Origin of the sequence: Pseudomonas sp. FeN3W, from assembly GCA_030263805.2 — a bacterium.
GTDB classification, from domain to species: Bacteria; Pseudomonadota; Gammaproteobacteria; order Pseudomonadales; family Pseudomonadaceae; genus Stutzerimonas; species Stutzerimonas stutzeri_G.
The window spans coordinates 4828167-4853125 of the sequence record CP136010.1 but is presented as its reverse complement, the minus strand read 5'-3'; the positions used below and the strand labels follow the sequence as shown (position 1 = coordinate 4853125).

The 24959-nt window shown below is 63.0% G+C and carries 19 protein-coding genes and 1 pseudogene; 7 read left to right on the top strand and 13 right to left on the bottom strand.

The genetic code is table 11. From position 1 onward, the window contains the following. Nucleotides 1-2: 2 nt before the first annotated feature. From P5704_022955 to P5704_022920, 8 genes and pseudogenes are all read right to left on the bottom strand, one after another. Nucleotides 3-1949 carry a MacB family efflux pump subunit gene (locus P5704_022955; protein WOF78816.1) on the bottom strand — a complete coding sequence of 649 codons (1947 nt, stop codon included), beginning with the start codon at nucleotides 1947-1949 and terminating at the stop codon, nucleotides 3-5. After that, entirely contained in the window at nucleotides 1943-3103 is a 1161-nt protein-coding gene (locus P5704_022950; GenBank protein ID WOF78815.1) for an efflux RND transporter periplasmic adaptor subunit, read from the bottom strand. The genes P5704_022955 and P5704_022950 overlap by 7 nt, the downstream gene beginning before the upstream one ends. Before the next feature lie 171 nt (nucleotides 3104-3274). Next, a pseudogene (locus P5704_022945) lies at nucleotides 3275-5703 on the bottom strand (TonB-dependent siderophore receptor). A gap of 197 nt (nucleotides 5704-5900) precedes the next feature. After that, complete coding sequence (locus P5704_022940) at nucleotides 5901-6869, bottom strand: FecR domain-containing protein (GenBank protein ID WOF78814.1); 969 nt, start codon at nucleotides 6867-6869, stop codon at nucleotides 5901-5903. After that, entirely contained in the window at nucleotides 6866-7357 is a 492-nt protein-coding gene (locus P5704_022935) for a sigma-70 family RNA polymerase sigma factor (protein ID WOF81314.1), read from the bottom strand. The genes P5704_022940 and P5704_022935 overlap by 4 nt, the downstream gene beginning before the upstream one ends. Before the next feature lie 120 nt (nucleotides 7358-7477). Beyond that, complete coding sequence (locus P5704_022930) at nucleotides 7478-7993, bottom strand: DUF2937 family protein (GenBank protein WOF78813.1); 516 nt, start codon at nucleotides 7991-7993, stop codon at nucleotides 7478-7480. Then, on the bottom strand, nucleotides 7987-8769 hold the full coding sequence (locus P5704_022925; protein WOF78812.1) for a class II glutamine amidotransferase: 783 nt from the start codon (nucleotides 8767-8769) through the stop codon (nucleotides 7987-7989). The genes P5704_022930 and P5704_022925 overlap by 7 nt, the downstream gene beginning before the upstream one ends. A gap of 35 nt (nucleotides 8770-8804) precedes the next feature. Next, on the bottom strand, nucleotides 8805-9272 hold the full coding sequence (locus P5704_022920) for an MFS transporter (GenBank protein ID WOF78811.1): 468 nt from the start codon (nucleotides 9270-9272) through the stop codon (nucleotides 8805-8807). A gap of 269 nt (nucleotides 9273-9541) precedes the next feature. Between P5704_022920 and P5704_022915 the strand changes: the two genes are divergently transcribed. Beyond that, a complete protein-coding gene (locus tag P5704_022915) occupies nucleotides 9542-9982 on the top strand; it encodes a universal stress protein (GenBank protein WOF78810.1) in 441 nt (146 codons plus the stop codon). Between the two features lie 48 nt (nucleotides 9983-10030). Here P5704_022915 and P5704_022910 read toward each other — a convergent pair whose 3' ends face one another. Next, complete coding sequence (locus P5704_022910) at nucleotides 10031-10723, bottom strand: hypothetical protein (GenBank protein ID WOF78809.1); 693 nt, start codon at nucleotides 10721-10723, stop codon at nucleotides 10031-10033. Between the two features lie 169 nt (nucleotides 10724-10892). Further along, complete coding sequence (locus P5704_022905) at nucleotides 10893-12803, bottom strand: ATP-binding cassette domain-containing protein (GenBank protein WOF78808.1); 1911 nt, start codon at nucleotides 12801-12803, stop codon at nucleotides 10893-10895. Nucleotides 12804-13095: 292 nt separating this feature from the next. On the opposite strand from P5704_022905, the gene P5704_022900 reads away from it, so the two are divergent. After that, nucleotides 13096-15018: a transglycosylase SLT domain-containing protein gene (locus tag P5704_022900; protein WOF78807.1), complete on the top strand. Its 1923-nt coding sequence runs from the start codon at nucleotides 13096-13098 to the stop codon at nucleotides 15016-15018. 55 nt (nucleotides 15019-15073) lie between these two features. Here P5704_022900 and P5704_022895 read toward each other — a convergent pair whose 3' ends face one another. The 3 genes from P5704_022895 to yegS all read right to left on the bottom strand — a co-directional run bounded on the left by P5704_022895 (nucleotide 15074) and on the right by yegS (nucleotide 17916). Continuing rightward, nucleotides 15074-15874: an MOSC domain-containing protein gene (locus P5704_022895; GenBank protein ID WOF78806.1), complete on the bottom strand. Its 801-nt coding sequence runs from the start codon at nucleotides 15872-15874 to the stop codon at nucleotides 15074-15076. Between the two features lie 80 nt (nucleotides 15875-15954). Further along, nucleotides 15955-16887 (bottom strand): chemotaxis protein CheV, encoded by a 933-nt coding sequence (locus tag P5704_022890; GenBank protein ID WOF78805.1) that lies wholly within the window; start codon nucleotides 16885-16887, stop codon nucleotides 15955-15957. A gap of 117 nt (nucleotides 16888-17004) precedes the next feature. Next, the gene (gene yegS, locus P5704_022885) at nucleotides 17005-17916 is read right to left on the bottom strand and encodes a lipid kinase YegS (protein WOF78804.1); all 912 of its coding nucleotides are present in this window, start codon (nucleotides 17914-17916) and stop codon (nucleotides 17005-17007) included. A gap of 375 nt (nucleotides 17917-18291) precedes the next feature. Here yegS and P5704_022880 point away from each other — a divergent pair, with 375 nt between their 5' ends. The 5 genes from P5704_022880 (at nucleotide 18292) to P5704_022860 (ending at nucleotide 24958) form a co-directional block, all read left to right on the top strand. Next, nucleotides 18292-19719, top strand: a complete 1428-nt coding sequence (locus tag P5704_022880) for an undecaprenyl-phosphate glucose phosphotransferase (protein ID WOF78803.1) — start codon at nucleotides 18292-18294, stop codon at nucleotides 19717-19719. 155 nt (nucleotides 19720-19874) lie between these two features. Next, the gene (locus P5704_022875; protein ID WOF78802.1) at nucleotides 19875-20312 is read left to right on the top strand and encodes a low molecular weight protein-tyrosine-phosphatase; all 438 of its coding nucleotides are present in this window, start codon (nucleotides 19875-19877) and stop codon (nucleotides 20310-20312) included. A gap of 13 nt (nucleotides 20313-20325) precedes the next feature. Continuing rightward, nucleotides 20326-22542 (top strand): polysaccharide biosynthesis tyrosine autokinase, encoded by a 2217-nt coding sequence (locus tag P5704_022870; GenBank protein WOF78801.1) that lies wholly within the window; start codon nucleotides 20326-20328, stop codon nucleotides 22540-22542. A 130-nt stretch (nucleotides 22543-22672) separates the two neighbouring features. Next, on the top strand, nucleotides 22673-23752 hold the full coding sequence (locus P5704_022865) for a glycoside hydrolase family 5 protein (GenBank protein WOF78800.1): 1080 nt from the start codon (nucleotides 22673-22675) through the stop codon (nucleotides 23750-23752). 18 nt (nucleotides 23753-23770) lie between these two features. Further along, entirely contained in the window at nucleotides 23771-24958 is a 1188-nt protein-coding gene (locus P5704_022860) for a polysaccharide pyruvyl transferase family protein (GenBank protein ID WOF78799.1), read from the top strand. Nucleotide 24959 lies beyond the last annotated feature (1 nt).

Below are 24959 nucleotides of genomic sequence, written 5' to 3'. Positions count from 1 at the left end.
TGTCATTGCACGGCCAGAGCCACCACCGGGTCGAGCCGCACCGCAGTCCTGGCCGGCAGGTAGCCGAACACCAGGCCGGTGCCCACCGCGCAGGCGAAGGCCAGCAGCATCGCCGACAGCGAGAACACCAGCGGCACCTCCCAGAGGATCAGCAAAGCGCCGAACAGCAACCCGCTGACCACGCCGACGCTGCCGCCGACCAGGGTGACCAGCACCGATTCGGTGAGGAACTGGCGCATGATGTCGCGCTGGCGCGCGCCGGTCGCCATGCGGATGCCGATCTCGCGGGTGCGTTCGCGCACGGTCATCAGCATCACGTTCATCACGCCGATGCCGCCGACCAGCAGCGACACGGCGGCAATCAGGCCGAGCATCAACGTCATGCTCTGCCGCGTCTTGGCCTCCGCCTGCAGCTTGGCGGCGGAGTTGTACACGCGAAAATCCTCGCGACCGTGGCGCTGCAGCATGAGTTCTTCCACCGCGCGTTGCGCCTGTAACACCAGCTCGCTGCGCTTCACCTCGATCGCCACGTAGCTCTCGTCGCGCAGCTTGGGGAACACCCGCACCACACCCGTGCTGTGCGGCACCAGCACCTGCTCGTCCGGGTAGTTGCCACCGGCCTCGCTGCCCTTTTCGCTCATCACCCCGATCACCTCGAAGGGCGAACTGTCAATCAGGATGATGCTGCCCAGCGGATCACCGCCATCCGGGAAAACGCTGGTGTATACCTCATGGCCGAGCACCGCCACCGGGGCGATCTCGCGGTTCTCCGCGGCGCTGAAGAAGCGTCCGCGCGCCACGGGCCAATGGTGGATCTGCGGCAGCTCTTCGCCCACGCCGAGCACCTCGGTCTGCAGCGCCTGCTGGCCATGGCGAATCAGCGCCGGGTCGCGCAGGATCGGCATCACCCGTGCCACCTCGCGCAGCTCGCCGATGGCCGCGAAGTCGTCCAGCGTCAGCACGCCGACAGGGCCGCCAGTGCGTGGCACATCGCTGCCGATGTACATCATGTTGGCGCCCATCACGCCCATTTCGGCGACCACCTTCTGCCGTGCGCCTTCGCCGACGGCGAGCATGACGATCACCGAGGCCACGCCGATGACGATGCCGAGCAGGGTCAGCGCCGTGCGAAAACGATGGATCAGCAGCACGCGCCAGGCGCCGCGCAGCATCTCGCCCAGCTCGCCGAGAAAGGACGCGCCGCCGTCACGTCCGGCCTGGCGCATGTCCGGCGCGGGCAGCGCATTGGACGGGGCGGTGGCACCGCTGTCGCCGATCACTTCACCGTCACGGATCTCGATCACCCGCCGCGCCTGGGCGGCGACGTCGCGGTCGTGGGTGATGAGGATGATGGTGTGGCCGGCATCGGCCAGCTCGTGCAGCAGCGCCATGACCTCCTTGCCGCTACGGCTGTCCAGCGCGCCGGTGGGTTCGTCCGCAAGGATGATACGCCCGCCGTTCATCAGCGCCCGGGCAATCGACACACGTTGTTGCTGACCGCCGGAGAGCTGGTTGGGGCGATGTTCCAGGCGCTCCTCCAGGCCCATGCGCCGCAGCAAGGCCGAAGCGCGCTCGCGGCGCTGCTCGCTCGGCATGCCGGCATAGATGGCCGGCACCTCGACGTTCTCGCGCGCCGACTCGGTGGCGATCAGGTGGTAGCCCTGGAAGACGAAACCGAAGGCCTCGCGGCGCAGCCAGGCCAGCTGGTCGGCATCGAAGGCGGCCACGTCCTCTCCGGCGAAGCGGTAGCTGCCGGCGCTGGGACGATCCAGGCAGCCGAGGATGTTCATCAGGGTCGATTTGCCGGAACCGGAGGCGCCGACGATAGCGACGAATTCGCCCGCCTGGATCGACAGGTCGATGCCACGCAGCACGTCTACCGCCGGTGCGCCGTCGTCGCCGCCGTAGGTGCGACGGATGCCCTGCAGCTCGATCAGCGGCGCTACCACTGGAACCTCGGCATGCCGGCCTCGGCCTGCGCTTCGCCGGTCACCAGGCGTTCGCCCTCGTGCAGGCCTTCGAGAATTTCCGCCACCTGGCGATCCCGCGCGCCGACTTTCACCGCACGCAGTTCGGGCTGCCCGTCGTCGCCGAGAATGCGCACCTGATAGCTGCCCGGTTTGCCCTGCAAGGCATCCAGCGGCGCAGTGAGCACGCCCTTGGCCGAGGCGGTGACGAACACCACCTGGGCGGTCATCTGCGGCATCAGCTCGCCGTCGTCGTTATCCACCTCGAACAGCACGGTGTACTGCACCACCTTCTCCGTCTCGCTGCTGGCGCTGCCGTTCGAGTCGCCCTCGCCCACCGGGGCCGGCAGTACCTGGCGCACGCGGCTGTGCCAGCGGCGCTCGTCGCCGCCCAGGGTGGTGAAATACAGCGGCAGGTCCGCCTTGATCCGGCGGATATCGGCCTCGGAAACGCGCGTCCAGCCGGTCATGCTGGACAAGTCGGCGATACGCATCACTGTCGGCGTCTGGTAGGTGGCGTTGAGAGTCTGGCCCTGCTTCACGTCGACGCCCAGCACCGAGCCGGCGATCGGTGCGAAGAGGCGCGTGTAGCTGAGCTGCGCCTCGTTGCCACGCAGCCGTGCCTGGGCTTCGGCAATCTGCGCACGCAGCTGTTGCAGGCGTGCCTCGGCCGAGCGCAGGGTGGCCACGGCGATCTGCACGTCTTCCTCGCGGGTCGCCTCGTCGGCCAACAGGCGCTGCTGGCGACGATGTTGCTGGCGCGCCAGGTCGAGCTGCGCCTGCTGCTCGGCCAGTTGCGCGCGCAGGCCGTCCAGCGCAGCGCGATCGGCCTCCACCGTGGCTTCGTGCAGGCTGGCGTCGATTTCGGCAAGCAGCTGGCCCTTTTCGACGCGGTCGCCCGGCTCCACGTGCAGGCGCATGATCTGCCCGGACACCTGGGCGCCGACGTCCACCGAATGACGCGGCTGCAAGGTGGCGATGGCGACCACCTGGGCCTCGACGTCGCCGCGGCCGACCACGCTGGTTTCATAGGCCGTGGCCGGTTCGTCGCTGAGCCAGCCAGCCAGAAATAACGCCATCAGGAGCAGTGCAGCGAACAACCAGCGACGCCGGCCGGCGAGAAGGGAAAACGACATGCGTGGGCTCGACCTCTGTCTGAGCGTTGGATAACCATCCATGATCACCAAGCCAAGCCGGTTCGACAGCGCTGGGGAGCCAATGCCCAACCAACTCGGAGGTGATGACAATATGAAAATCGCGCCGCCTTCGAATACTTGCGTTGCGGCGCGGGCCTCCCGCCCTGTTTGCTAGAACGCGTGCACCAGCGTGGCTGTGACGTTGCGCGGATTGCCATACCAGCCGCGCGAACCGATCGCTGTGTAATAGTGCTCGTCAAGGGCGTTGTTGAGGTTCAGCGAGACGCTGGTTTCCGGCGTGAACGCGTAGTGCGCCATCAGATCCACCACGGCGTAGTCATCCTGGTGGAAGGTCTCGTTGTTCGGCCCGGCGCCCTTGTAGTACTCCTCGCCCTGCCAGCGCACACCGCCGCCGACCTTCAGCTGCGGCAGCGCGGACAGGCGATAGCTGGTAAACAGCTTGAGGGTGTCGCGCGGCACTTCGCTGAGCAGGCGCTCATCGTCCGAGTCCTCGATCACCGCATAGCTGTAGCTGGCCGAGACCTGCCAGTCCGGCAACAGCTCACCGGCCATTTCCACCTCGAAGCCACGGGCCTTGGTGCCAGACTCGGGGAGGGAATAACCGGGGTTGTCCGGGTCGGCCACCGGCAGATTGTCCTGTTGCACCTCGAACACGCTCAGGCCGGCGGTCAGGCGCTTGTCCCAGAACTCGGCCTTGAGGCCCAGCTCGTAGTTCTCGCCTTCCTTGGGTTCGATATACGTGCCATCGGCCTGCAGGCGGTCCTGCGGATTGAAGATGGTGGTGTAGCTGGCGTAGGCCGACCAGTTGTCGTTGATGTCGTAGATCAGGCCGACATAGGGCGTGACGATGCCGTTCTCCTGCTCTTTCGAGCGGCTGACATCACCACTTGCCAGAATTCGCGAGGAGGTGTCGCGCTGCCAGTCGATGACCCGCGCCCCGGTGATCAGCGCCAGATCGTCGCGCAGGCTCCAGCGCGCCGCTGCCACCAGGCCCAGCTGAGTCTCATCCAGTGCGTCCTCCACAAACTTGTTATGGATAGCGTCAGGTACCGCCAGCGAGCCATCCCAGGTATGGATGTTGTCGATATCCTGGAACGTCCACAGCGGATAGCCGCCATTGCGGTAGTAAGCCCGGTGGTGGCTGGCGCCCAGGTACAGCTCGTGCTCGCGGGAAAACAGGCTGAAGGGGCCGCTGGCCGACAGGTCGAACGAGGTCTGCCGCGGTTCGCCGGCCCAGCGCCCGGTCCAGGTGCTGATGCCGCTGCCGTCGGCGTTGACCGTGCCACTGGCTGCGGTGGCGAAGGCGTCGTCATAGCTGCGGCGGCTGTGCTCGGCGTTGAATTTCAGCTGCCAGCCATTGCTCAGCACATGTTCGAGCGTGGCGAACAGCGTCTTCGTCTCGCGCTCGTGGTAGCTCCAGTCGGCGCCGGAGTTGAACGAGCGCGACGGTTTGAAGTGGCTGCCGTCGCTGTTGTACATCGGGAAGCCGTGGTTACCCGCGCCGTCGTTGTCCAGGTCCTGATACTCGGCGCCGACGGTCAGCATGGTGGTATCGCTGAGGTCCCACTCCAGCACGCCGTAGGCCACCTGTTTTTCCAGCGCCTGGCGGTCGACATGGCTTTTGCTGTCGGTCTTCGCCGCGACCACCCGGCCGCGTACGTGGCCGCTTTCCGAGAGCTTGCCGAGACGTCCAGCTCGCTGCGGTAGTTGTCCCAGCTGCCGGCCTGCAGGGTCAGCTTGCGCTGCGTCTGCAGGGTCGGCTTCTTGCGGATCAGGTTGACCGTCGCGCTCGGGTCGCCGGTGCCCGACATCAGGCCGGTGGCGCCGCGCACCACTTCGACGCGGTCGTAGATGGCCATGTCGGCCAGATCGTCGTTGAAGCCATAGGTGCTGGGGCGGCTGATGCCGTCGACCTGGATATTGTCGATCTCCAGACCGCGCACATAGATCTGGTTGGCGTCACTGCCGGCGGGGCCCATATTGTTGGCGACCACGCCCGGCGTCTGCTCGAGCACCTGGGTGATATCGGTGAGATTCTGATCCTCGATCTGCTGGCGGGTTACCACGCTGACCGCCTGCGGTGTTTCGCGCATCGACAGGTTGAGGCCGGTCGCCGTGCTGGTCGAACCGGTGGTGTAACTGCCGGTTCCTTCGGTGGTGGCGCCAAGCTGCGTTCCGGTTACGGTAGTCGCGTCCAGTTCCAGGACATCATGGCCGTCCATCGCTACCTCAAGCGCATAGTTGCCGCCGGTGCTAACCGCGCGCAAGCCGGTGCCGGCCAACAGACGCGCCAGACCTTCATCCACCGAGTAGCTGCCATTCAGTCCCTGGCTGCGCTTGCCGGCGGTGAGCTGAGCATTGGCCGAGAGCAGGATGCCCGCTTCGCTGGCGAAGCGGTTGAGGATCTGGTCGAGGGGGCCCGCGGGAATGGCGTAGATTCGAGCCTGCTGGCTGGTGGCGGGCTGGGCCTGGGCGGCCGTCGCGAGCAGCAATGGGCTGGCTGCCAGCAGGCCGGCAAACAGGGCCCGGCGAACCGCCAGATTCAATCGAAAAGGGTTGGTTGCAGGCAGGTGCGGCATTCTGGATCATCCTCTTGAGAATGCTTCTTGGTTGAGTTCAAGAGGTATCCCGTGCAAGGTGACGAAACCGACAAGGGATTTGCGAATTATTTTTATGCCTGCCAGAACCGCAACAGCCTCTGCACCAAGCGCCGCTCGATGAAGAGCGCTCGAGGCTGAACGACAAGCGCATGACAGGTCGTCCAGCTTTCCAGCCTTCAGCGCTTGTTCGGCTTTGCAGACACGCTGATCCAGTAGCGGGTCAGGCTATGCACTTGAACCGGCAGAGACTGTTGCAGCGCAGCCAACACACGGTCGGTGTCGGCCAGCGGGAATACGCCGGTCAGCTCCAGGCCAGCCACGCTCGGGTCGCAGCGCAGGATGCCAGGACGATGTCGTGATAATTCGGCAAGGAAATCGCCGAGCTGCATGCGCTCGGCGACCAGGCGACCTTCATGCCAGGCGACGGCCCTGGTATCGGCACGGTCGACCTCGCCGAGGCGCTCGGCGCTGAACCATTGGCGCTGCCCGGCCTGCAAGCGGCTGGCCACGGCATGACGGGGGCGCAATTCCAGCTCGCCTTCGAACAGGTCGACGCGGCTGCCGCCATCCGTTTCGAGAACCGCAAAACGCGTGCCCAGCGCCTGGATATCGCCGGCGGCGGTCTCGACGATCAACGGTCGGCCTGCCGCGTCATGGCCACTGTCGAGCAGCAGTTCGCCGGCCAGCAGGCGAATGCGCCGCTCGCGGGTACTGAAGCGGATATCCACTGCGCTGCCACTGTTAAGGCTTAGCAGACTACCATCGGCCAGGGTGCGCTGCAGACGTTCGCCGGTGCCGCTGCGCAGGTCGGCCATGGCTTCGAGCCAGGGCAGGTGCGCCTGGGCGAGGTAGCCGCTGCCACCTGCCACCAACAGCACGCCGAGCAGTTTGAGGGCCTGCCGGCGGCGCGCGTCGGGCATTTCCCGCAGCACGGCACGGGCGGTATCGGCCGGCACGCCGGCAAGGGTACCTTGCAGCCGTTCCAGACGCGTCCAGGCACGCTGGTGCTCCGGATCGGCGGCGCGCCACTCGGCGAAGCGGCACTGCTGTTCGGCGTCCAGTCCGCCGTCCCAATGCAGCATCAGCCAGTGGCTGGCCTGCTCGACGATGGCGGGCGCTATGGGCGCTTCGGCAGAACGGTTCATTCGCCGTAGAGCACCTGATAACAGGCCTGGATGGCGCGCAGCATATACTTCTGCACCGAGCTGGCGCTGACCTGCAGGCGTTCGGCGATCTGCACGTAGGTCAGCCCCTCGAACTGCGAAAGCAGGAAGGCTTCACGCACTTTCCCGGGCATGCTGTCGAGCATCGCATCGATCTGCATGAGGGTCTCGACTATCATGGCGCGGGTCTCCAGCGACGGGGTTTCCGGCTCCGGCAGCGCGGCGATGCTATCGAGGTAGGCCTGCTCGATGCGTTGACGGCGCCACTGGTCGATCACCAGGTTGCGCGCAATCTGGACCAGATAGCAGCGCCCTTCCCCGCTGCCCGGCAAGCGGCCGCTGGTCAGCAGACGCAGGAAAGTGTCCTGGGCGATGTCGGCGGCGCGCTCATGATCGCCTAGACGGCGGCGTAGCCAGCCCTGCAGCCAGCCGTGGTGGTCACGGTACAGGCCATGTACCCGCTGTTGCATCGAGGCTGGATCGGGAAATGTGCTGGACAACCGGGACTCCCAGGAGAGGCGATGAAGATAAGAATCGATCGCATCTTAATGGAGGCCAGGTGTCTTGGGAAATGGCAATTTCCCGTCGGCTCAGCGCCGGCGCAGCCGAAAGCTGCGCCTGGGCCACAGCACGCTGGCCAGGGCCATGCCCAGCGCCTCCACCACCCAGGCCAACGCCAGCGCGCAGCCGATGCCCCAAGCGATGGCCTCCGGCGCCAGCAGTACCTGGAAGCGGTAGCCATTCCATACTTCGCTACGCAAGCGGGACTCGCCAGCGACTGCCACGTGCCATGCTCGTGCATACCAGGGCCGCTGCATGGTCTGCCATTCGCGCTCGAGCAGACGGGCACGCTCGACCAGCGCACGCACGCTTTGCGCATCGCTCTGGAAAACCGGGTCTTCACTGGCGCGGTAATGCTCCACCAGCACATCGAGGTCGCCATGAAAGAAACGCCGGGCGGTTTCCTGGAAACCCTGCAGCCCCTGCTGCGCCTCCAGCCGGCGTGCCTCGACGTGCTGGGCATAGGCATCGATGAATCCCGGCACCTGTACGCCCACCAGCAAGCCGAACGCAAACAGGGTCAGGCGCAGATAACTTCTCAGCATGCCGCCACCTTGCCCTTCGCGACGCACTCTCCCAGCTGCCAGAGGCTCCATTGACCGGGCTCGTGCAGAGTCCATTGCTCGTTACTGGTCAGCGGTTCGGTCGCCAGCACGGTGACGACATCGTCAGGGGTGGTCTCGGCATGGAAGTTCACCGTCAGCTCGGCATCTCTAAGCTGAGCTGGGCCGAACGGCGCGCGTCGGGTGATCTCCGCAAGCTTGGTGCTGCAGAAGCTGAACAGCCATTCACCGTTACTCAGCAAGCAATTGAACACGCCCTTGCGGCGATACTCGTTGCAGGCGCCGAGCAACACGGGTAGCAGGCTCTGCGGGTCGCAGCGGTCAGGGAAATCCAGTCGGATGCGGTTCAGCAGGTCGCAGAAGGCGCGCTCGCTATCAGTGTCGCCGACCGGGCGATATATGCCCTTGCCTGGCTCGAAATCCGAAAGCTGCCCATTGTGTGCGAAGCACCAGTGCTGCCCCCAGAGTTCACGGACAAAGGGGTGGGTATTGACCAGGGAAACCTTGCCGACATTGGCGTGGCGGATGTGGCCAATCACCACCTCGCTCTTGATCAGGTAGCGCTGCACCATCTTCGCCACCTCGGATTCACAACTGGCGACCGGGTCCTGAAACAACCGCAAGCCGCGCCCCTCATAGAAGGCGATGCCCCAGCCATCCTTGTGTGGTCCGGTCTTGCCGCCCCGCTGCATCAGACCGGTAAAGCTGAAAACGATATCGGTTGGAACATTGGCGCTCATGCCCAGCAGCTCGCACATGCGTCATCTCCGCTCGGTGTCTGTGAATCGCTCGACTACAACCTGGGTTCGGTGCGCATCTGCCCGCGTGACGGTGTGTAGTCCAGCTCATCATCGTTGTCATCTTCCATGCGCTCGCGCAGCGTCCGGCTGTCCTCGGCTTCGTCCGCGGTGTCGCGGCGGCGGTACTTCCGCTCGATCGGCCAGCGTATGGCGACGAGCAGCAAATACAGCCCGAACGCGATCAGCCCGTACATGGCCAGATCCGCCACGGCGCGCCAGGCGTTGTTGCCCACCTGGAAGACAAGGTCCATGGCGGTAATGGCCACGGCCGGCGCGAAGAGTTCCTTCGCCGGGTCGACGATGGTCGGCGTGAACAGCAATACAGCCGCGATCAGTCGCAATGGCTCGCGCAACCAGCGCCACATTCCGCGCGTCACCCGGAACCAGAACAGCAAGCATCCCAGCGCGGCTATCCCGTAGAGAGCCCAGGCGAGCGAGTAATCGGAGTCGAACATCAGCATGGCGTTTTCTCGGTGACAGCCGTTCACAACGGCCAGCGGCAGCTGGCGAGGCAACAGGGTGCATTCAGCATCGCCACGGGCATGCTATGCGTCGCAGCGACAAGGGCGGCCATGATAGCAGCCTGTGTCCTTCAGCCGTCATCGATGGTGACAACAAGCCACTGGCGAAGGCCGAAGCAAGGTCGTATAAACCTCTTAAACAAGGGGTTATCCCCAAACATCGCCGGGACGGCTGCCTCAGGCAACCGGCAAGCAAGGAGAAACACGCCATGCCCTACCAACACATACTGGTCGCCATCGACCTGACCGAAGACTGCCACCCCGTCGTGGCTCGCGCGCAGGCGCTGGCCAGTACCTCGAATGCCAGACTGAGCCTGGTGCACATCATCGAGCCGATGGCCATGGCCTTTGGCGGCGACGTGCCGATGGACCTTTCCATGCTGCAACAACAGCAGTTCGACCAGGCACGCGAGCGCATGAACGGTTTCGCCGACAGCTACCCCGGCCTGGCTCCGGAAAATCGCCACCTCGCCTATGGCCAGCCCCGCCAGGAAGTACACCGCCTGGCGAAGGAACAGGGCTGCGACCTGATCGTGGTCGGCAGCCATGGTCGCCACGGACTCGCCCTGCTGCTGGGATCGACTGCCAACGACATTCTCCACGGCGCGCCGTGCGATGTACTGGCCGTGCGTTTGAAGAAAGCCGATTAAGCCAGGTCGGCCGCGCAGGGTGAAGCCACTCTGCGCAAGCTGGCGAGGTCAGACCGCTTCGACGCCCTCGCCTGCACTCATCACCAACGGGCGGATCTTCTGCAACTGCGTCTCGAGCGAATAGGTCAGGCTCGATGCCATGGAAAAGAAGGTCAGGAAGGCCTTGAGGTTGGAGTCGGCGTGACAAGTGTCGTGAATGCGCTGCCAGAACGCCTGATTGACCAGTTGCAGCTGCTGGAATGAACGCACCAGTCCGCGCAGTTCCCAGTCCGCATGGCGCCCTTCGCGCAGGTTGAAGTACTGCCGCGCCAGATAGAGCGAGACCGCCCGCAGAACGAACTCGTTATTGCTGGCGAACGGCAAATGCTGCTTGGCCATGGGCTTGAGTCCGCCGAGCACCGGGCAGGCACTGGTCGCCATGATGACCCCGAGCAGTGCCCGCAGCCCCTCGTCCAGACCAACCTGCTTGGTGTACTCGCGCTCCGGGGTGCGCACCCATACCAAAGCCTTCTTCACTGCCGGCAGCCCCTGGAAATCCTCGATCACCCGGTGCAGGTCGACCGCCGCCGGGCAATGACTGAAGTCATCCTTGCTCAGTGGGCAATTCGAACAACGCTGATGCTCCAAACGGGTCCATTTCGGTGCCTGCGCGGCGACCTCCCTGTCGTAGTCACGATCCAGCTCGATCCTGTAGCTGAAGTCGTGTTCATCATCCAGGGTAATGCGGTATTCGATTGCCATTAACGCTCCATCATGACTGCATGATCCGATGCGGATACTTAACTACGCGCCAGCACGCCGGGCATTGATCCATCTCACTAAGCCGTGACGGGGAGCCGCATCGTCGGGCAATGATTGGGTGGCGCGGGCCCGCAACACCCCGCCTCCCCCGCCACTCAATCTGGCGGGATTACTCCTCCAGTTCGGCCCAGCGCTCCAGCAGATCATCGAGCTCCTGCTGCAGTGCTTCGAGGCGACTCAGTACCGCAGCGGTCACGTCTGCCGGCTGCTGATAGAACGCCGGATCAGAGATCTGCGTCTGGAGCGCCTCGATAGCCTGTTCCGCCTCGTCGATCTTGCCCGGCAAGGCCTCGAGCTCGCGCTGCAACTTGTAGCTGAGCTTCTTCTTCGCTGGCGCGACCTCGGCAGCTGCCGGCGCGACTGGCGCCTGCTGCACCTTCTTGGCCTCCTTCGTCTCGCCGCCGGACTCCGCTACACCCAACAAACGCGGCGAACCGCCCTGGCGCAACCAGTCCTGGTAGCCGCCGACGTACTCGCGCACCTCACCGCCACCCTGGAACACCAGGGTGCTGGTGACCACGTTGTCGAGGAAGGCCCGGTCGTGGCTCACCATCAATACGGTGCCCTGGAAACCGAGCAACACCTCTTCGAGCAGTTCGAGGGTTTCCACATCGAGGTCGTTGGTCGGTTCGTCGAGCACCAGCAGGTTGGCCGGCTTACTGAACAGCTTGGCGAGCAAGAGCCGTGCCCGCTCGCCTCCGGACAGCGCCTTGACGGGTGTCCGCGCCCGCTGCGGACTGAACAGGAAGTCGCCGAGATAGCTCAACACATGGCGATTCTGGCCATCGATGGTGATGAACTCACGCCCTTCGGCGAGGTTGTCGACCACGGTCTTTTCCAGTTCCAGCTGGTGACGCAATTGGTCGAAATACGCCACTTCGAGCTTGGTACCGAACGCTATGGAACCGCTGCTCGGATGAAGCTCGCCCAGCAGCAGCTTGAGCAAGGTGGTCTTGCCGGTACCGTTGGCACCGAGCAAGCCAATGCGATCGCCGCGCTGGATGACCATGGAGAAGTTCTTTATCAGCGGTTCGCCGCCGACATGGGCGAACGTCACATCCTCGGCGACGATGACCTGCTTGCCGGACTTTTCCGCGGTTTCCACCTGGAACGTGGCTTTGCCCTGGACATTGCGCCGCTCGCTGCGCTCGGCCCGCAGCGCCTTGAGCGCACGCACGCGGCCTTCGTTACGGGTACGCCGCGCCTTGATGCCTTGGCGAATCCACACTTCTTCCTGAGCCAGCTTCTTGTCGAACAGTGCATTGGCCGTTTCCTCGGCGGCCAGCTGCTGCTCCTTGTGTACCAGGAAGCTCGCGTAGTCGCCGTTCCAGTCGATCAGATAGCCGCGGTCCAGTTCGAGGATGCGGGTCGCCAGATTTTGTAGGAATGCCCGATCGTGGGTGATGAACAGCACAGCCCCATTGAAACCGGTCAACGCCTCTTCCAGCCAGGCAATCGCGCCGATATCCAGATGGTTGGTAGGCTCGTCGAGCAGCAGCAGATCCGGCTCGGACACCAATGCCTGGGCCAGCAGCACGCGGCGGCGCCACCCACCGGAGAGCTCGGCCAGGGTGCGGTCTGCCGGCAGCTGCAGGCGACTCAGGGTGCTGTCGACCAGTTGCTGCAAGCGCCAGCCATCCTTCGCCTCGAGCGCCTGCTGTACATGCATGAGCTTCTCGAGATCGGCCTCGTCCTGGATGTTCTGGCTCAGGTGATGGTATTCGGCGAGCAGCTCGCCGACGCCGGCCAGGCCTTCGGCGACCACATCGAATACCGTGCGGTCATCCGCTCGCGGAAGCTCCTGCGGCAGTTCGCCGATCTTCAGCCCCGGGGCACGCCAGATTTCGCCGTCATCGGCCGCCCGATCGCCTTTGACCAGGCGCAGCATGCTGGATTTTCCGGTGCCATTACGACCAATGATGCAGACCCGCTCGCCTCGCGCGATTTGCCAGGACACGCCGTCCAGCAACGGCGTGGTGCCGTAGGCGAGAGATACATCGGTGAACTTGAGCAGGGTCATGACTACCTCCGGAAAACAGGGCGCGCAGTCTAACAGATCACCATGGCCCACCCGCTGTGAGCGAGGTTTTATCAGCCATACGGGCTATAGCTTCCGTCTGCTGCCGATGGGCCATGCGAGCCATGGCGGGTACGCTCGTCGGAAGTCTGCGTTTGTTTGTTACGGGAGCTTAATGCGCGTTTTAACTGCCCCGTGCGGCAGGCTAAGCTAGCCCCTGCAACAGGCCGATTGCGGCTGTGCCCAGGCGCAGCCGATCACCTGTCATCTCAAGCCCCCGTTTTACGGATGTACCATGCGCGGCCGACTCTCCAGTTTGTGTTTCTGCCTGTTCGTTTCAACCCTCGGCCTGGATGCGTCCGCCGCCAGTCTCAGTCAGCAGCGCCAGTATTACGACCAGGCCAAGCAGGCCCTGGCCAAGGGCGACAGCGGTCCCTACCGGCGCCATTACAACGCCCTGCGCGACTACCCGCTCGAGCCTTATCTGGCGTACGACGACCTGACCCATCGCCTGAAATTGGCCAGTAACCAGGAGGTGGAGAAGTTTCTCGCCGAGCACGGTGACCTGCCACAGATCAGCTGGATGAAGCTGCGCTGGCTGCGCCTTCTGGCCGCGCGCGGGGACTGGCAAACCTTCATCCGCTATTACGACCCGAAGATGAATTTCACCGAACTGGACTGCCTGTTCGGCCAGTATCAGCTACGCAACGACCTGCCAGGTGCCGATGCCACTGCCGAGCGCCTGTGGCTGGTCGGCAAGTCGCAGCACAATTCCTGCGATCCGCTGTTCGAGCTCTGGGAAGCCAAGGGCCGGCTGACCGAGGAACGACGCTGGAAACGCACCAAGCTGGCGGTCGAGAGCGGCAATTACGGCGTGGCCAGCTATCTGGTCAAACGCCTGCCGACCCTGCAATCCCAGGGGCAGCTGATGATCGATGTCGCACAGAAGCCGCAGATGCTTCGCCAGCCGGATCGCTTCGCGCCAACCAGCCCGGCAATGGCCGACGTCGTGTCGATCGGATTGCGCCGCCTCGCCCGTCAGGATCCCGAGCAAGCGTTGAACCTGCTCGACGGCTACGCTCGGCGCTTCGCCTTCTCAGCCGAAGAAAAGGTCGCCATCGCCCGGCAGATCGGTCTGACACTGGCCAAGCGTTTCGACGCACGCGCCCTGAAAGTGATGGCCGAATACGACCCCGAACTGCGTGACAACACCGTCAGCGAATGGCGTGCCCGACTGCTGCTGCGCCTGGGTCAGTGGGATGACGCATACCGGCTTACTCAACGCTTCCCCGAAGAGCTGGCCAATACCAATCGCTGGCGCTACTGGCAGGCGCGCAGCCTGCAACTGGCCAAGCCCGAGAGCCAGCAAGCAGCACAGCTTTACCAGCCGGTCGCCAGGGAGCGGGACTTCTACGGCTTTCTTTCTGCCGACCGCATTCAGGCACCGTACAAGCTCAACCACCAACCACTGGCGCTCGATAGCAAGGTCGTGCAGAAAGTGCGCAACACCGCTGGCATCCGTCGCGCCCTTGAATTTCACGACCGCGGGCAGATCGTCGATGGCCGCCGCGAGTGGTATCACGTCAGCCGTCTGTTCAGCCGGGACGAACTGGTGGCGCAGGCGCGGCTTGCCTACGAAAAGGAATGGTATTTCCCAGCGATCCGCACCATCAGCCAGGCCCAGTATTGGGACGACCTGGATATCCGCTTCCCCATGGCGCATCGCAGCACGCTGATTCAGTCCTCCAGAGCCCGTGAGATTCACCCCAGCTGGGCGTTCGCCATCACCCGCCAGGAAAGCGCCTTCATGGCCGACGCCCGCTCCCATGTCGGCGCCACTGGCCTGATGCAGCTGATGCCGGCCACGGCCAAGGAAACCGCCAGACGTTTCAATATCCCACTGACCTCACAACAGCAGGTGCTCAACCCCAACACCAATATCCAGCTGGGCACCGCCTATCTGAGCCAGATCTACGGCCAGTTCAACGGCAACCGCGTGCTCGCCTCGGCCGCCTACAACGCCGGGCCCGGCCGGGTACGTCAATGGCTGCGCAACGCCGAGCACCTGTCCTTCGATGTATGGGTGGAGAGCATTCCGTTCGACGAAACCCGTCAATATGTGCAGAACGTGCTGACCTACTCGGTCATCTACGGACAGAAACTGAACTCGCCGCAACCGCTGGTGGAATGGCACGAGCGCTTCTTCGAATCGCAGTGATGCAGCCTTCAGGCAAACCGAACAGGCCTGCCCACTCGGGCAGACCTGGCTGGAATTACTCCAGCACTTCCACCGGCATCCCCACCTCCAGCTCACCGGAGCCTTCGGCGATCAGGTTCTGACCGAAAAAGACGCCGCCCTTCCCTTTGCGATACGTGAGCAGCGTATTCAGCGGTTCACGATCGGGATCGCGCTCGGCGGTGGACGGGTCGAGGGTGGGAATGACGCAGCGGGAACAGGGCTTGACGATGCGAAACGCCAACTGGCCGATGCGAATACGCGTCCAGCCGTCCTCGGCATAAGGCTGCGCGCCGCTGATCACCAGGTTCGGGCGAAACCGCAACATTTCCAGCGGGCGCCCCACCCGACGGGCCAGGTCGTCCAGAGAGCCCTGGCCGATTAGCAGAAAGGGAAATCCATCGCTGAATGCCGTGCGCTCGCCAAGCCGTGCGTAGTCGAGATCGACCTGAATACCATCGTCTTCGGGCAGATACACCAGGCGGCAGGGCTGACCGAGAAAATCCGTCAGCCAGGCTGCTACGGCCTCGCCTGCATCAGGCACCACGGCACTGGAACTCCAGATCTGCACGCAGCGCATCGCCTCGGCATCCGGCACGGCAACCAGCAGCTCCGGCATGCCCGGCGCGGCCAATCGTAATGCGCTTTCACCGTGCCAGCGCGCCTGCAACAGCGCCATCCTGGGTACGGTACGCTGGGTAAGAAAGCGACCGGTTCCGGCAGCGACCACCATCCAGCGCCGATCACCGACCAGACCCAGCGCGTCACTCGCGCATTGCTGCAGCGATTCGCCAGCGGCCGACTTGAGGGGGAAGCGATAGAGCGAGGAGAGATGCATGCTGCGCCTCCTGAGGGGAAGCGCAGCAGCATATCAGGGCTCGACTGCGTTGTTCAGCAGCCGACAGAGCGCGGGGCTGATCAGCCCTGCTCTTCCATTTTCAGACGGTCCTGGATCACGTCCACGAGCTTTTCCGGCTGAAACTTGGAAAGGAAGTTGTCGCAACCGACTTTCTGCACCATCGCCAGGTTGAAGCTGCCCGACAGCGACGTGTGCAGCACCACGTATAGATCACGCAGGCGCGGGTCGTGGCGAATTTCCGTGGTCAGACGATAGCCATCCATCTCCGGCATTTCGGCATCGGTGAAAACCATCAGCAACTTGTCGGTCAGCACCTCGCCGGCATCGGCCCAGGCCTTGAGCATGTTCAGGCCCTTCAGCCCATCGCTGGCGGTGTGAACCTTCAGCCCGAGCTGGCTGAGGGTTTCGCGCAACTGCGCGAGGGCGACGGTGGAATCGTCCACGCAAAGCACTTCGCGGCCCCTGGCGCGCTCAAGCATCGGATCGGCCAGGCGTTCGGCGGAAATGCTGGTGTCGTAGGGCACGATTTCGGCGAGCACCTTCTCCACGTCGATCACTTCAACCAACTCGTTATCGACCTTGGTGATGGATGTGAGGTAATGCTGGCGACCAGCCGTGGTTGGCGGCGGCATCACCTCTTCCCAGTTCAGGTTGACGATGCGGTCGACGCCACCGACCAGAAAAGCCTGCACGGTGCGGTTGTACTCGGTGACGATGATGGTGCTGCGCTCATCCGGCACAAGCGGTCGCAAGCCGATGGCGCGTGACAGGTCGACCACCGGCAGCGTCTGCCCTCGCAGGTTGACCACGCCGCAGACCGAGCTGTGACGGTGCGGCATCAGGGTCATCTTCGGCAGCTGGACGACTTCCTGCACCTTGAAGACGTTGATGGCAAACTTCTGCCGCCCGCCGAGCCGGAACATGAGAATCTCCAGGCGATTCTGCCCCACAAGACGGGCACGTTGATCGACTGAATCGAGAATGCCGGCCATTTCCAGGCTCCTTGGGAAAACATGGTAAAAGGCATATCGGCCGGATTCTCCAACGCTTTATGCAACGCGGGGTGTTTTTTAAGCCGTGCGGCGCAAGCGTCGGAATGTAAGCAGGGGTTATTGCTTGTCTGCATTGCGCAACAGCAAGGGAGAACCAGGTGGCAGGTGCAGGCGTAATGAGCCGGCACGAACTTCAAAACGCAGATGAGCACCGTGGAACGGTTCGCCATCCAGATTGATATCGATTTTCGTCGGCGCGTCCACCTCGAGCCAGGGCACCCGTGCGCTGACCGACACCGCCTCGACCCCGAGCAATCCGCCGCTGAGCAGCGTTCCCAACGTACCCACGGCATCGGCAGGCGCAGGCACGATGCAGACATCCAGCAAACCGTCATCGATGCTCGCCTGCGGACAGAGCAGCTGGCCGCCGCCCGCCTGGCGGCCATTGCCGATCCCTAGCGCCAGAAAGTCGCCCTCCCATTCGAAGTCCGGGCCACTGAATCGCCCTCGAGCGGCATCGATCTCGGCAAAGCGTGTCAGCCCGGTCAGCAGGTAAGCGCCGCCACCCAGAAAACGCTTGAGCTCTTCCGATGTGCTGGCAGTTACCCGCGAGCCGAAACCACCGGTGGCCATGTTGACGAATGGCCGACCGTTCATCATGCCGGTATCGACGGCCTCTGCCGGCTCATCCAGCAGCGCCAGCGCCTCGAATGGATCGAGCGATATACCGGCAGCCTTGGCGAAATCATTGGCGCTGCCCAACGGCATCAGTGCCAGGGACGCATCTGTCCCGACTTCCAGCATGGTTTCAGCAACTTCACGCAGGGTGCCATCGCCACCACCGGCGACCAGCATTCGGTAGCCCGCCCCCAAAGCTTCATGCACCAGCCGTTGGGCGTCGCCGGGCTCCCAGGTCACACGAACCGCCAGCTCCCATCCCAATTCACGCTGCTGTTCGACAGCCTCGCGCACCGCCTCATTGAGCGCCTGTTTTCCATGCAGTATCAGCAGCGCCTTGGCATCGCTCATGGCTCTTCATTCCTCGCTATTCGCACCGTTGCATAAGACAGGAGCCGTCGTCGGAAGTTGTGCGACACAAGCGCAGCGGTATTAATCCAAAAGTTCGATCAATCGCACCGTCGGTCACCGCACGCACGCCCGCCAGTCCCGCCAGGTCTCCATTAGTTCCGCCTAAAGCTCTTTCAAAACAGTGGTTTGCAGGCAGATCGCGGTTTTCATCATTTTTTTGGCAGGCCTCGGAGTAGTACTGAACTCATCCTGAGAGGCACGGTCGGAGCAGGAGTCCCGATCACGGTTGCGATGGCGGCCTGCTATCAATCCCCCGCGTGCCGCGGCGATTAATTCGAGATTTGAGCCAGCTTTGAGCTGAGGATGGAGCCTTGTATGCGCGTACAGTCAGTTGGAACCCTTGAATATGCTCACCCGAGTTTCGTCGATTACTTCCTCGCCAGCATTCGCCTGATACACGCCCTGACGGCCATCCTGCCGGGGCTCCTGCTTCTGGCCTTCATGGAACTGCCTACCAGCGGTCCGTTCAGCGCCTTCCTCGGCTTCTTCGCGGTACTGAGCGTCATCATTTTCCAGACCGTAGGTATCTACAGCGAAGAGGTGTTCAGCACTCTGCTGCGCTTCCGCGTGATGTTCGTCGCCTGGGCGGCAGCGTTCAGCTTCCTGGTCTTCATGCATCAGGGCATGGGATTGTTCGGCTATCTCGAAGCCAAACACCTGGCGTTCTGGTTCCTCACCAGCACCGTCCTGTTCGGCGCCGAGCGCCTGGCGATGCTCGCGCTGTTCCGTCGCCTGATGGCGCGCGGCATGTTCCTGCAGAACGCCGTGATCCTCGGCGGCACCGACAATGGTGTGCGCGTTGCCGAATACCTGCAGAACCACCGCGATATTCGCACCGGCGTACTCGGCTTCATCGACGATCGCCTCGAGCGTCTGCCCAAGGAGCTGGCCAACCTGCCGCTGCTGGGCAATACGCGCGATCTCGAACAGATGATCCGCGAAGAGAAAGTCACCCAGGTGCTGGTCGCCCTGCCCTGGTTCGCCGACAGCCGGATCGGCCAGGTGATCGCCGAGCTGCGCAAGCTGCCGGTCAATGTTCTGCTGGTACCTGACATGGTCGCCTTCCGCCATGCCGACAAGCGCATCACCGAGGTCGGCGGGCTGCCGACCCTGATCGCGTCGGATCTGCCGCTGCGCGGATGGTCACCGATGTTCAAGCGCCTGGAAGACATCGTCATTTCCAGCATCGCGCTGCTCGCCGCCGCACCGGTCATGCTGGCGGTCGCCCTGGCGATCAAGCTCGACTCCCCGGGTCCGGTGCTCTTCAAGCAGAAGCGCTACGGCTACAACAACCGCCTGATCGAAGTCTTCAAGTTCCGCTCGATGTACCACGAGAAGTCGGACGCCAATGCCGATCGGCAAACCACTCGTGGCGATGATCGCATCACCCGTGTGGGCCGCTTCATTCGCAAGACCAGCCTCGACGAGCTGCCTCAGCTGCTGAACGTCTTCCTCGGCAGTATGTCAATGGTCGGTCCGCGCCCCCATGCCACGGCCACCAAGGCGGCCGGTGTGCTGTTCGAGGATGCCGTAGCCGAGTACTCCGCACGCCATCGCGTCAAGCCAGGCATCACCGGCTGGGCGCAGATCAACGGCTACCGCGGTGAAACCGACACGCTGGAGAAGATCGAGAAACGCGTCGAGTTCGACCTCGATTACATCGAGCGTTGGTCCGTGTGGTTCGACCTCTACATCCTGGTGCGTACCCCACCAGCGCTGCTGCTCAACAAGGACGTGTACTGATCGGCAAACGCGCTGAACACCGCCGAAAAGATCAGAAAAGCCGCGTCAGAAAAGATGCGGCAGGAAGGAACTAATGACACTCCCAAAAATCTCACATTCGTTCACCCCGGGCCACACCCTGGCGGCTGCGAAGTTGCAGCCACGAGGTTGATCCCATGTTCAAGAACATCTTGATCGTCTGTGTCGGAAACATCTGCCGAAGCCCCACAGCCGAGGCGCTGTTCGCATACAGACTCAGCGGCCAGGACCTGACGATCAGCTCGGCAGGGATTGGTGCATTAGTAGGTAACCCGATGGACAAGACCGCCCATGAAGTACTGCAGGAGAACGGGCTGGAACTGTCAGCTCACTGCGCGCGCCAGGTCGACAGCCACATGCTGCACCAGGCGGATCTGATCCTTGCGATGGAGCATAGCCACATTCAGCACATTCGCCAGATCGCACCTGAAGTGCATGGCAAAACGTTTCTCATCGGTAAATGGCAGGACGAGCTGGAAATCCCGGATCCGTATCGCCAATCCAAACCCGCGTTTGAACATGTCCACAATCTCCTGACGAAATCCGTCGAGAGCTGGCTTCCTTACCTGAAATGAAGAAGGAACTTCGATGACAACCATGCCCCGCCCGATCTATGAAACCAAAGAGGACAAGGACATCGACTTGGCCCACCTCTTTGACACCTTCATCAACAACCGCCTGCTGATCCTGGGCATCACCGGGTTCTTTGCAGCCCTGGGGATCGCCTACGCCCTGCTTGCGACACCGGTCTATCTCGCCAGCGCGATGATCCAGATCGAGCCGAAGAACGGGCTACCGAGCCTGACTGACGTGGTCAATACCAATCCGCCGGTATCCCCGGCGCAAACCGAGATCGCGCTGCTCAAATCGCGCTCGGTGGTTGGTGGTGCCGTTTCCAGCCTGAATCTCGACATCAACATCACCCCGCATCACTTCCCGATCATCGGCGGCTTCATGGCGCGTCGCTTCGAGCCGAGCGAAGAAGGTGAGCTGGGTTGGCATCCGGCCGGCCTGGGCGGTTACGCCTGGGGTGGCGAAACCCTGAAGGTCACTCAGCTTGAAGTGCCGGACAAGGTCCATGGCAAGGAACTGACCCTCGAAGCGGCAGAGAACAACGGCTTCATCCTGCGTGACCAGGATGACGAGGTCGTGGTTCAAGGCGTCGTTGGCGAGCCGGTCGAGACCGAGGACTACCGCGTCACCGTGGCCGAGCTGAATGCGCGTCCGGGGACCACCTTCACTGTCGTCAAGAACCGTACCTACAACACCACGGAAAGCTATCAGCAGCGTCTGTCGGCCGCCGAACGCGGCAAGCAGTCGGGCATCGTCAACGTGACCCTCGAAGACCCCAACCCTGAGCACGCCATTCGTGTCCTGGAAGAAGTGGCCAACCGCTATGTCGACCAGAACGTCGCGCGAAATGCCGCCGAGGCCACGCAGAGCCTGGAGTTCCTGAACGAGCAGGTGCCGGCGGTGCGCAAGAAGCTGGAAGCTGCACAGACTGCGCTGAACAAGTACCAGACCGGCTCAGGCTCGGTGGACATCACGGCCGAAACGCAGTCGGTGCTGGATCGCATCGTCGATCTGGAAAAGCAGATCTCCGAGCAGAACCTCAAGCGGACCGAGATGGAACGTCGCTTCACCCGTCAGCACCCGAACTTCCAGGCACTGATGAACCAGATCAACCAACTGCAGATGCAGAAGCAAGAACTGGAGAAGCAGATCGGCACCCTGCCGTCGACCCAACAAGAGCTGCTGCGCCTGACCCGTGACGTGGAAGTTTCTTCGGAAACCTACTCCATGCTGCTGAACAAGACCCAGGAGCTGGACATCATTCGCGCCGGTACCGTGGGTAACGTGCGCATCATCGACCATGCTGCCGCTGACCTGGAAAGCCCGGTCAAGCCGAACAAGCCACTGGTGGTGATCGTCGCAACCCTGCTCGGCGCCCTGCTCGCTACCGCCTTCGTCTATGTGCGTGAAGCACTCAAGCGTGGTGTCGAGAACCCGGAAGACATCGAGCGTACCGGCACCCCGGTGTATGCCTCCATTCCGTTCACCGACAAGCAGGCCGCACTGGAAAAACGCCTGGCCAACTTCAAGCGTGACAAGAGCACCGCCTCTTACCTGCTGACCATCAACGACCCGGCCGACCTCGCCACCGAAGCCATGCGCAGCCTGCGTACCAGCCTGCACTTCGCGATGATCGAGGCCAAGAACAACGTGCTGATGATCACCGGCCCGAGCCCGGCGGTGGGCAAGTCCTTCGTCACCACCAACCTGGCCGCCGTGGTCGCTCAGTCCGGCAAGCGCGTGCTGCTGATCGATGCGGACATGCGCAAGGGTTACCTGCACAAGGTCATGCGCTGTGACGGTGACAAGGGGCTGTCGGACATCCTCTCCGGCCGCATCACCCTGTTCGATGCCATCCAGAAGACCCAACTGAACAACCTGCACGTGATCACCCATGGCCAGCTGCCGCCGAATCCATCGGAGCTGCTGATGCACGAGAATTTCTCGCGCTTCGTCAAAGAGATCAGCCACATGTACGACCTGGTGATCTTCGATACCCCGCCGATCCTGGCGGTCACCGACGCCGCGCTGGTCGGCAGCCAGGCCGGTACCACACTGATGGTCACCCGCTACGCGCTGAACGGCGTGAAGGAAATCGAGGCTGCCAAGCGTCGCCTCGAGCAGAACGGCCTGATCGTCAAGGGCGTCATCTTCAACGCAGTGGTTCGCAAGGCTTCAACCTACGGCGAGTACGGCTACTACCAGTACGAATACGCCAGCACCAGCAAATAAGGTGAGTGCATGGCGACGGCTCACCGTCGCCATGCAGAGCACTGCAGCCACCCCCACTTTCCTCACTGCCGAGCAACTGGCCTTCCGAGCGTCAGTGGAACTTACTTTTGCCCGAAGATAGGTGTTAGCGATGACCAGACACCCCAACCGGCCAGCACAACGCCTGACACGACTAGCCGTGGCACTGGTCGCCACACTGGCCGCAGTCGGCGTGAGCGCCGCCGATTGGCCAACCAGTGACAAGGGCCTCGCCCTACTCGGGGTCAATATCTCCGGCGCCGGATTCGCCCCGCACGTAACGCCGGGCAAGCACGGCACGAACTACTTCTATCCGGAAAAAAAACACTTCAAGTACTACGCCGATCAGGGCATCCGTCTGATCCGCTTTCCCTTCATCTGGGAGCGGGTTCAACACTCGCTCGATGACGGATTGAACTTCGACCAGATCCGGTTGTTGAAGAAGACCCTGGATCTGGCCGCGATGAATGGCCAGAAGGTCATTCTGGACATGCACAACTATGGTCGTTACCACGGCGAACTCATCGGCTCGAGCAAGGTGCCTTACGAAGCCTACGCATCGGTGTGGCGCGAGCTGGCCAAGCGCTTCAAGGGTCACCGCGGCCTGCTCGGCTACGACATCATGAACGAGCCCCACGGCACCGTCGGCCTCTGGCCAGGCGCTGCGCAGGCGGCGGTCGATGCGATTCGCGAAGTCGATGACCAGACGCTGATCTTCGTCGAGGGCGAACGCTGGTCCAGTGCGTATCACTGGCCGCAGGTGAATGCCAACTTCCTGATCAACGACCCGGCCGGGCGCATCGTCTACGAAGCGCACCTGTATTTCGACCAGGACTTTTCCGGCAAATACATGGAACAGACCAGCCGCGATATCGATCCGATGATCGGCGTCGAGCGCGCGCGCCCCTTCATCGAATGGCTGAAGAAACACGGCCAGCAAGGCTTCCTCGGCGAATACGGCATTCCCGACGACCTGCCCGAAGCAGCGGTCGCCATGGACAACCTGCTCGCCTACCTCAACGACAACTGCGTACCCAGCGCCTACTGGGCGGGCGGCCCCGGCTGGGGCACCTACAAGCTTGCAATCGAGCCACGCAAGGGCGAGGACCGTCCTCAGATGGAGCTCATGCGCAAACACCTGGCGAACGACTGCACTGCCATTGGCCCTACACCCGCGCACAACGCTGACTGATTCTGGAGTGACTCGAACATGAAATTCGGACTGCTATGGCACTCGTTCTCTTCCGGCAACCTCGGGGTCGGCGCCCTGAGCATTTCCAACATGCTGCTGATCGACGAGGCCGCGCGTAAATGCGGGATCACCCCGGAGTTCCTGATCATCGGTTCGTCCGGCCCCTGCGACTACCCGCCGTCCACCGAGCGTTTCAAGTACGAATTCATCGAGTTCAACGAGAAGGCGCTGCTGAAGAATCCCCACGGCCTGTACCAGGCGATCAGCTCCTGTGACGCGGTATTCGATATCGGCGAAGGCGACAGCTTTTCCGACATCTATGGTGCCAAGCGCCTGATCAAGCTGCTGGTCAGCAAAGGCATGGCCCTGGGCGGTCGCGTTCCGCTGATCCTCTCGCCGCAGACCATCGGCCCGTTCAAGTCGGACTGGGGCACCAAGGCTTCGGCCTGGGCGATGAAGAAGAGCACCATGGTCTTCGCCCGCGATCACCAGTCGTTCGACGTGCTCAAGCAGCTGAACATTCCCAATCGCGACGAAGTCATCGACGTCGCCTTCGCCCTGCCCTTCGAGCGCCAGAGCGAACAGCGCGACCCAAGCAAGCTGGCTGTCGGCCTCAGCGTGTCGGCGCTGCTGCATCACGGCGGATACGAAGGCACCGCCAATCAGTTCGGCCTGCGTGCCGATTACAAGGTACTGACGGACCGCCTGATCCGCACGCTGCTCGATCGCGACCACGAAGTGCACCTGGTGCCCCACGTGATCCCGATCGGCTTCCCCGCCGAAGACGACTACACCGTGTCCCAGCAACTGCAGCAGCAGTATCCCGAGCTCAAGCTGGCGCCGCGCTTCAAGGGGCCGATCGAGGCCAAGTCCTACATCAGCGGCATGGACTTCTTCGTCGGCGCGCGCATGCACGCGACCATCGGTGCGTTTTCCGCCGGTGTGCCGGTCGTGCCGCTGGCCTACAGCCGCAAGTTCGCCGGGCTCTATCAGTCGCTCGACTACCACCGCGTGGTGGACCTCAAGACCGAGGACACCGAGAGCGCACTGGAGCTGGTTCTCGCGCATCTGGACAACCGTGAACAGCTCAAGGCCGAAGTTGCCGCCAGCGGCGCGATCATCCGCCGCAAGCTAGACGCCTACGGCGTGGCGCTGGAGCAGATCCTCTCCACCCTGCACCAGCCTCAGGCCGCGTATCAGAGATAAC

Coding starts and splice junctions, on each gene's coding strand:
- yegS (WOF78804.1), bottom strand. CDS start 17,916: ATGAGCGATGCCAAGGCGCTGCTGATACTGCATGGAAAACAGGCGCTC.
- P5704_022900 (WOF78807.1), top strand. CDS start 13,096: ATGCGCGGCCGACTCTCCAGTTTGTGTTTCTGCCTGTTCGTTTCAACC.
- P5704_022925 (WOF78812.1), bottom strand. CDS start 8,769: ATGTGCGAGCTGCTGGGCATGAGCGCCAATGTTCCAACCGATATCGTT.
- P5704_022880 (WOF78803.1), top strand. CDS start 18,292: ATGCGCGTACAGTCAGTTGGAACCCTTGAATATGCTCACCCGAGTTTC.
- P5704_022875 (WOF78802.1), top strand. CDS start 19,875: ATGTTCAAGAACATCTTGATCGTCTGTGTCGGAAACATCTGCCGAAGC.
- P5704_022860 (WOF78799.1), top strand. CDS start 23,771: ATGAAATTCGGACTGCTATGGCACTCGTTCTCTTCCGGCAACCTCGGG.
- P5704_022905 (WOF78808.1), bottom strand. CDS start 12,803: ATGACCCTGCTCAAGTTCACCGATGTATCTCTCGCCTACGGCACCACG.
- P5704_022890 (WOF78805.1), bottom strand. CDS start 16,887: ATGGCCGGCATTCTCGATTCAGTCGATCAACGTGCCCGTCTTGTGGGG.
- P5704_022895 (WOF78806.1), bottom strand. CDS start 15,874: ATGCATCTCTCCTCGCTCTATCGCTTCCCCCTCAAGTCGGCCGCTGGC.
- P5704_022935 (WOF81314.1), bottom strand. CDS start 7,357: ATGCAACAGCGGGTACATGGCCTGTACCGTGACCACCACGGCTGGCTG.
- P5704_022950 (WOF78815.1), bottom strand. CDS start 3,103: ATGTCGTTTTCCCTTCTCGCCGGCCGGCGTCGCTGGTTGTTCGCTGCA.
- P5704_022915 (WOF78810.1), top strand. CDS start 9,542: ATGCCCTACCAACACATACTGGTCGCCATCGACCTGACCGAAGACTGC.
- P5704_022920 (WOF78811.1), bottom strand. CDS start 9,272: ATGCTGATGTTCGACTCCGATTACTCGCTCGCCTGGGCTCTCTACGGG.
- P5704_022870 (WOF78801.1), top strand. CDS start 20,326: ATGACAACCATGCCCCGCCCGATCTATGAAACCAAAGAGGACAAGGAC.
- P5704_022930 (WOF78813.1), bottom strand. CDS start 7,993: ATGCTGAGAAGTTATCTGCGCCTGACCCTGTTTGCGTTCGGCTTGCTG.
- P5704_022865 (WOF78800.1), top strand. CDS start 22,673: ATGACCAGACACCCCAACCGGCCAGCACAACGCCTGACACGACTAGCC.
- P5704_022910 (WOF78809.1), bottom strand. CDS start 10,723: ATGGCAATCGAATACCGCATTACCCTGGATGATGAACACGACTTCAGC.
- P5704_022940 (WOF78814.1), bottom strand. CDS start 6,869: ATGAACCGTTCTGCCGAAGCGCCCATAGCGCCCGCCATCGTCGAGCAG.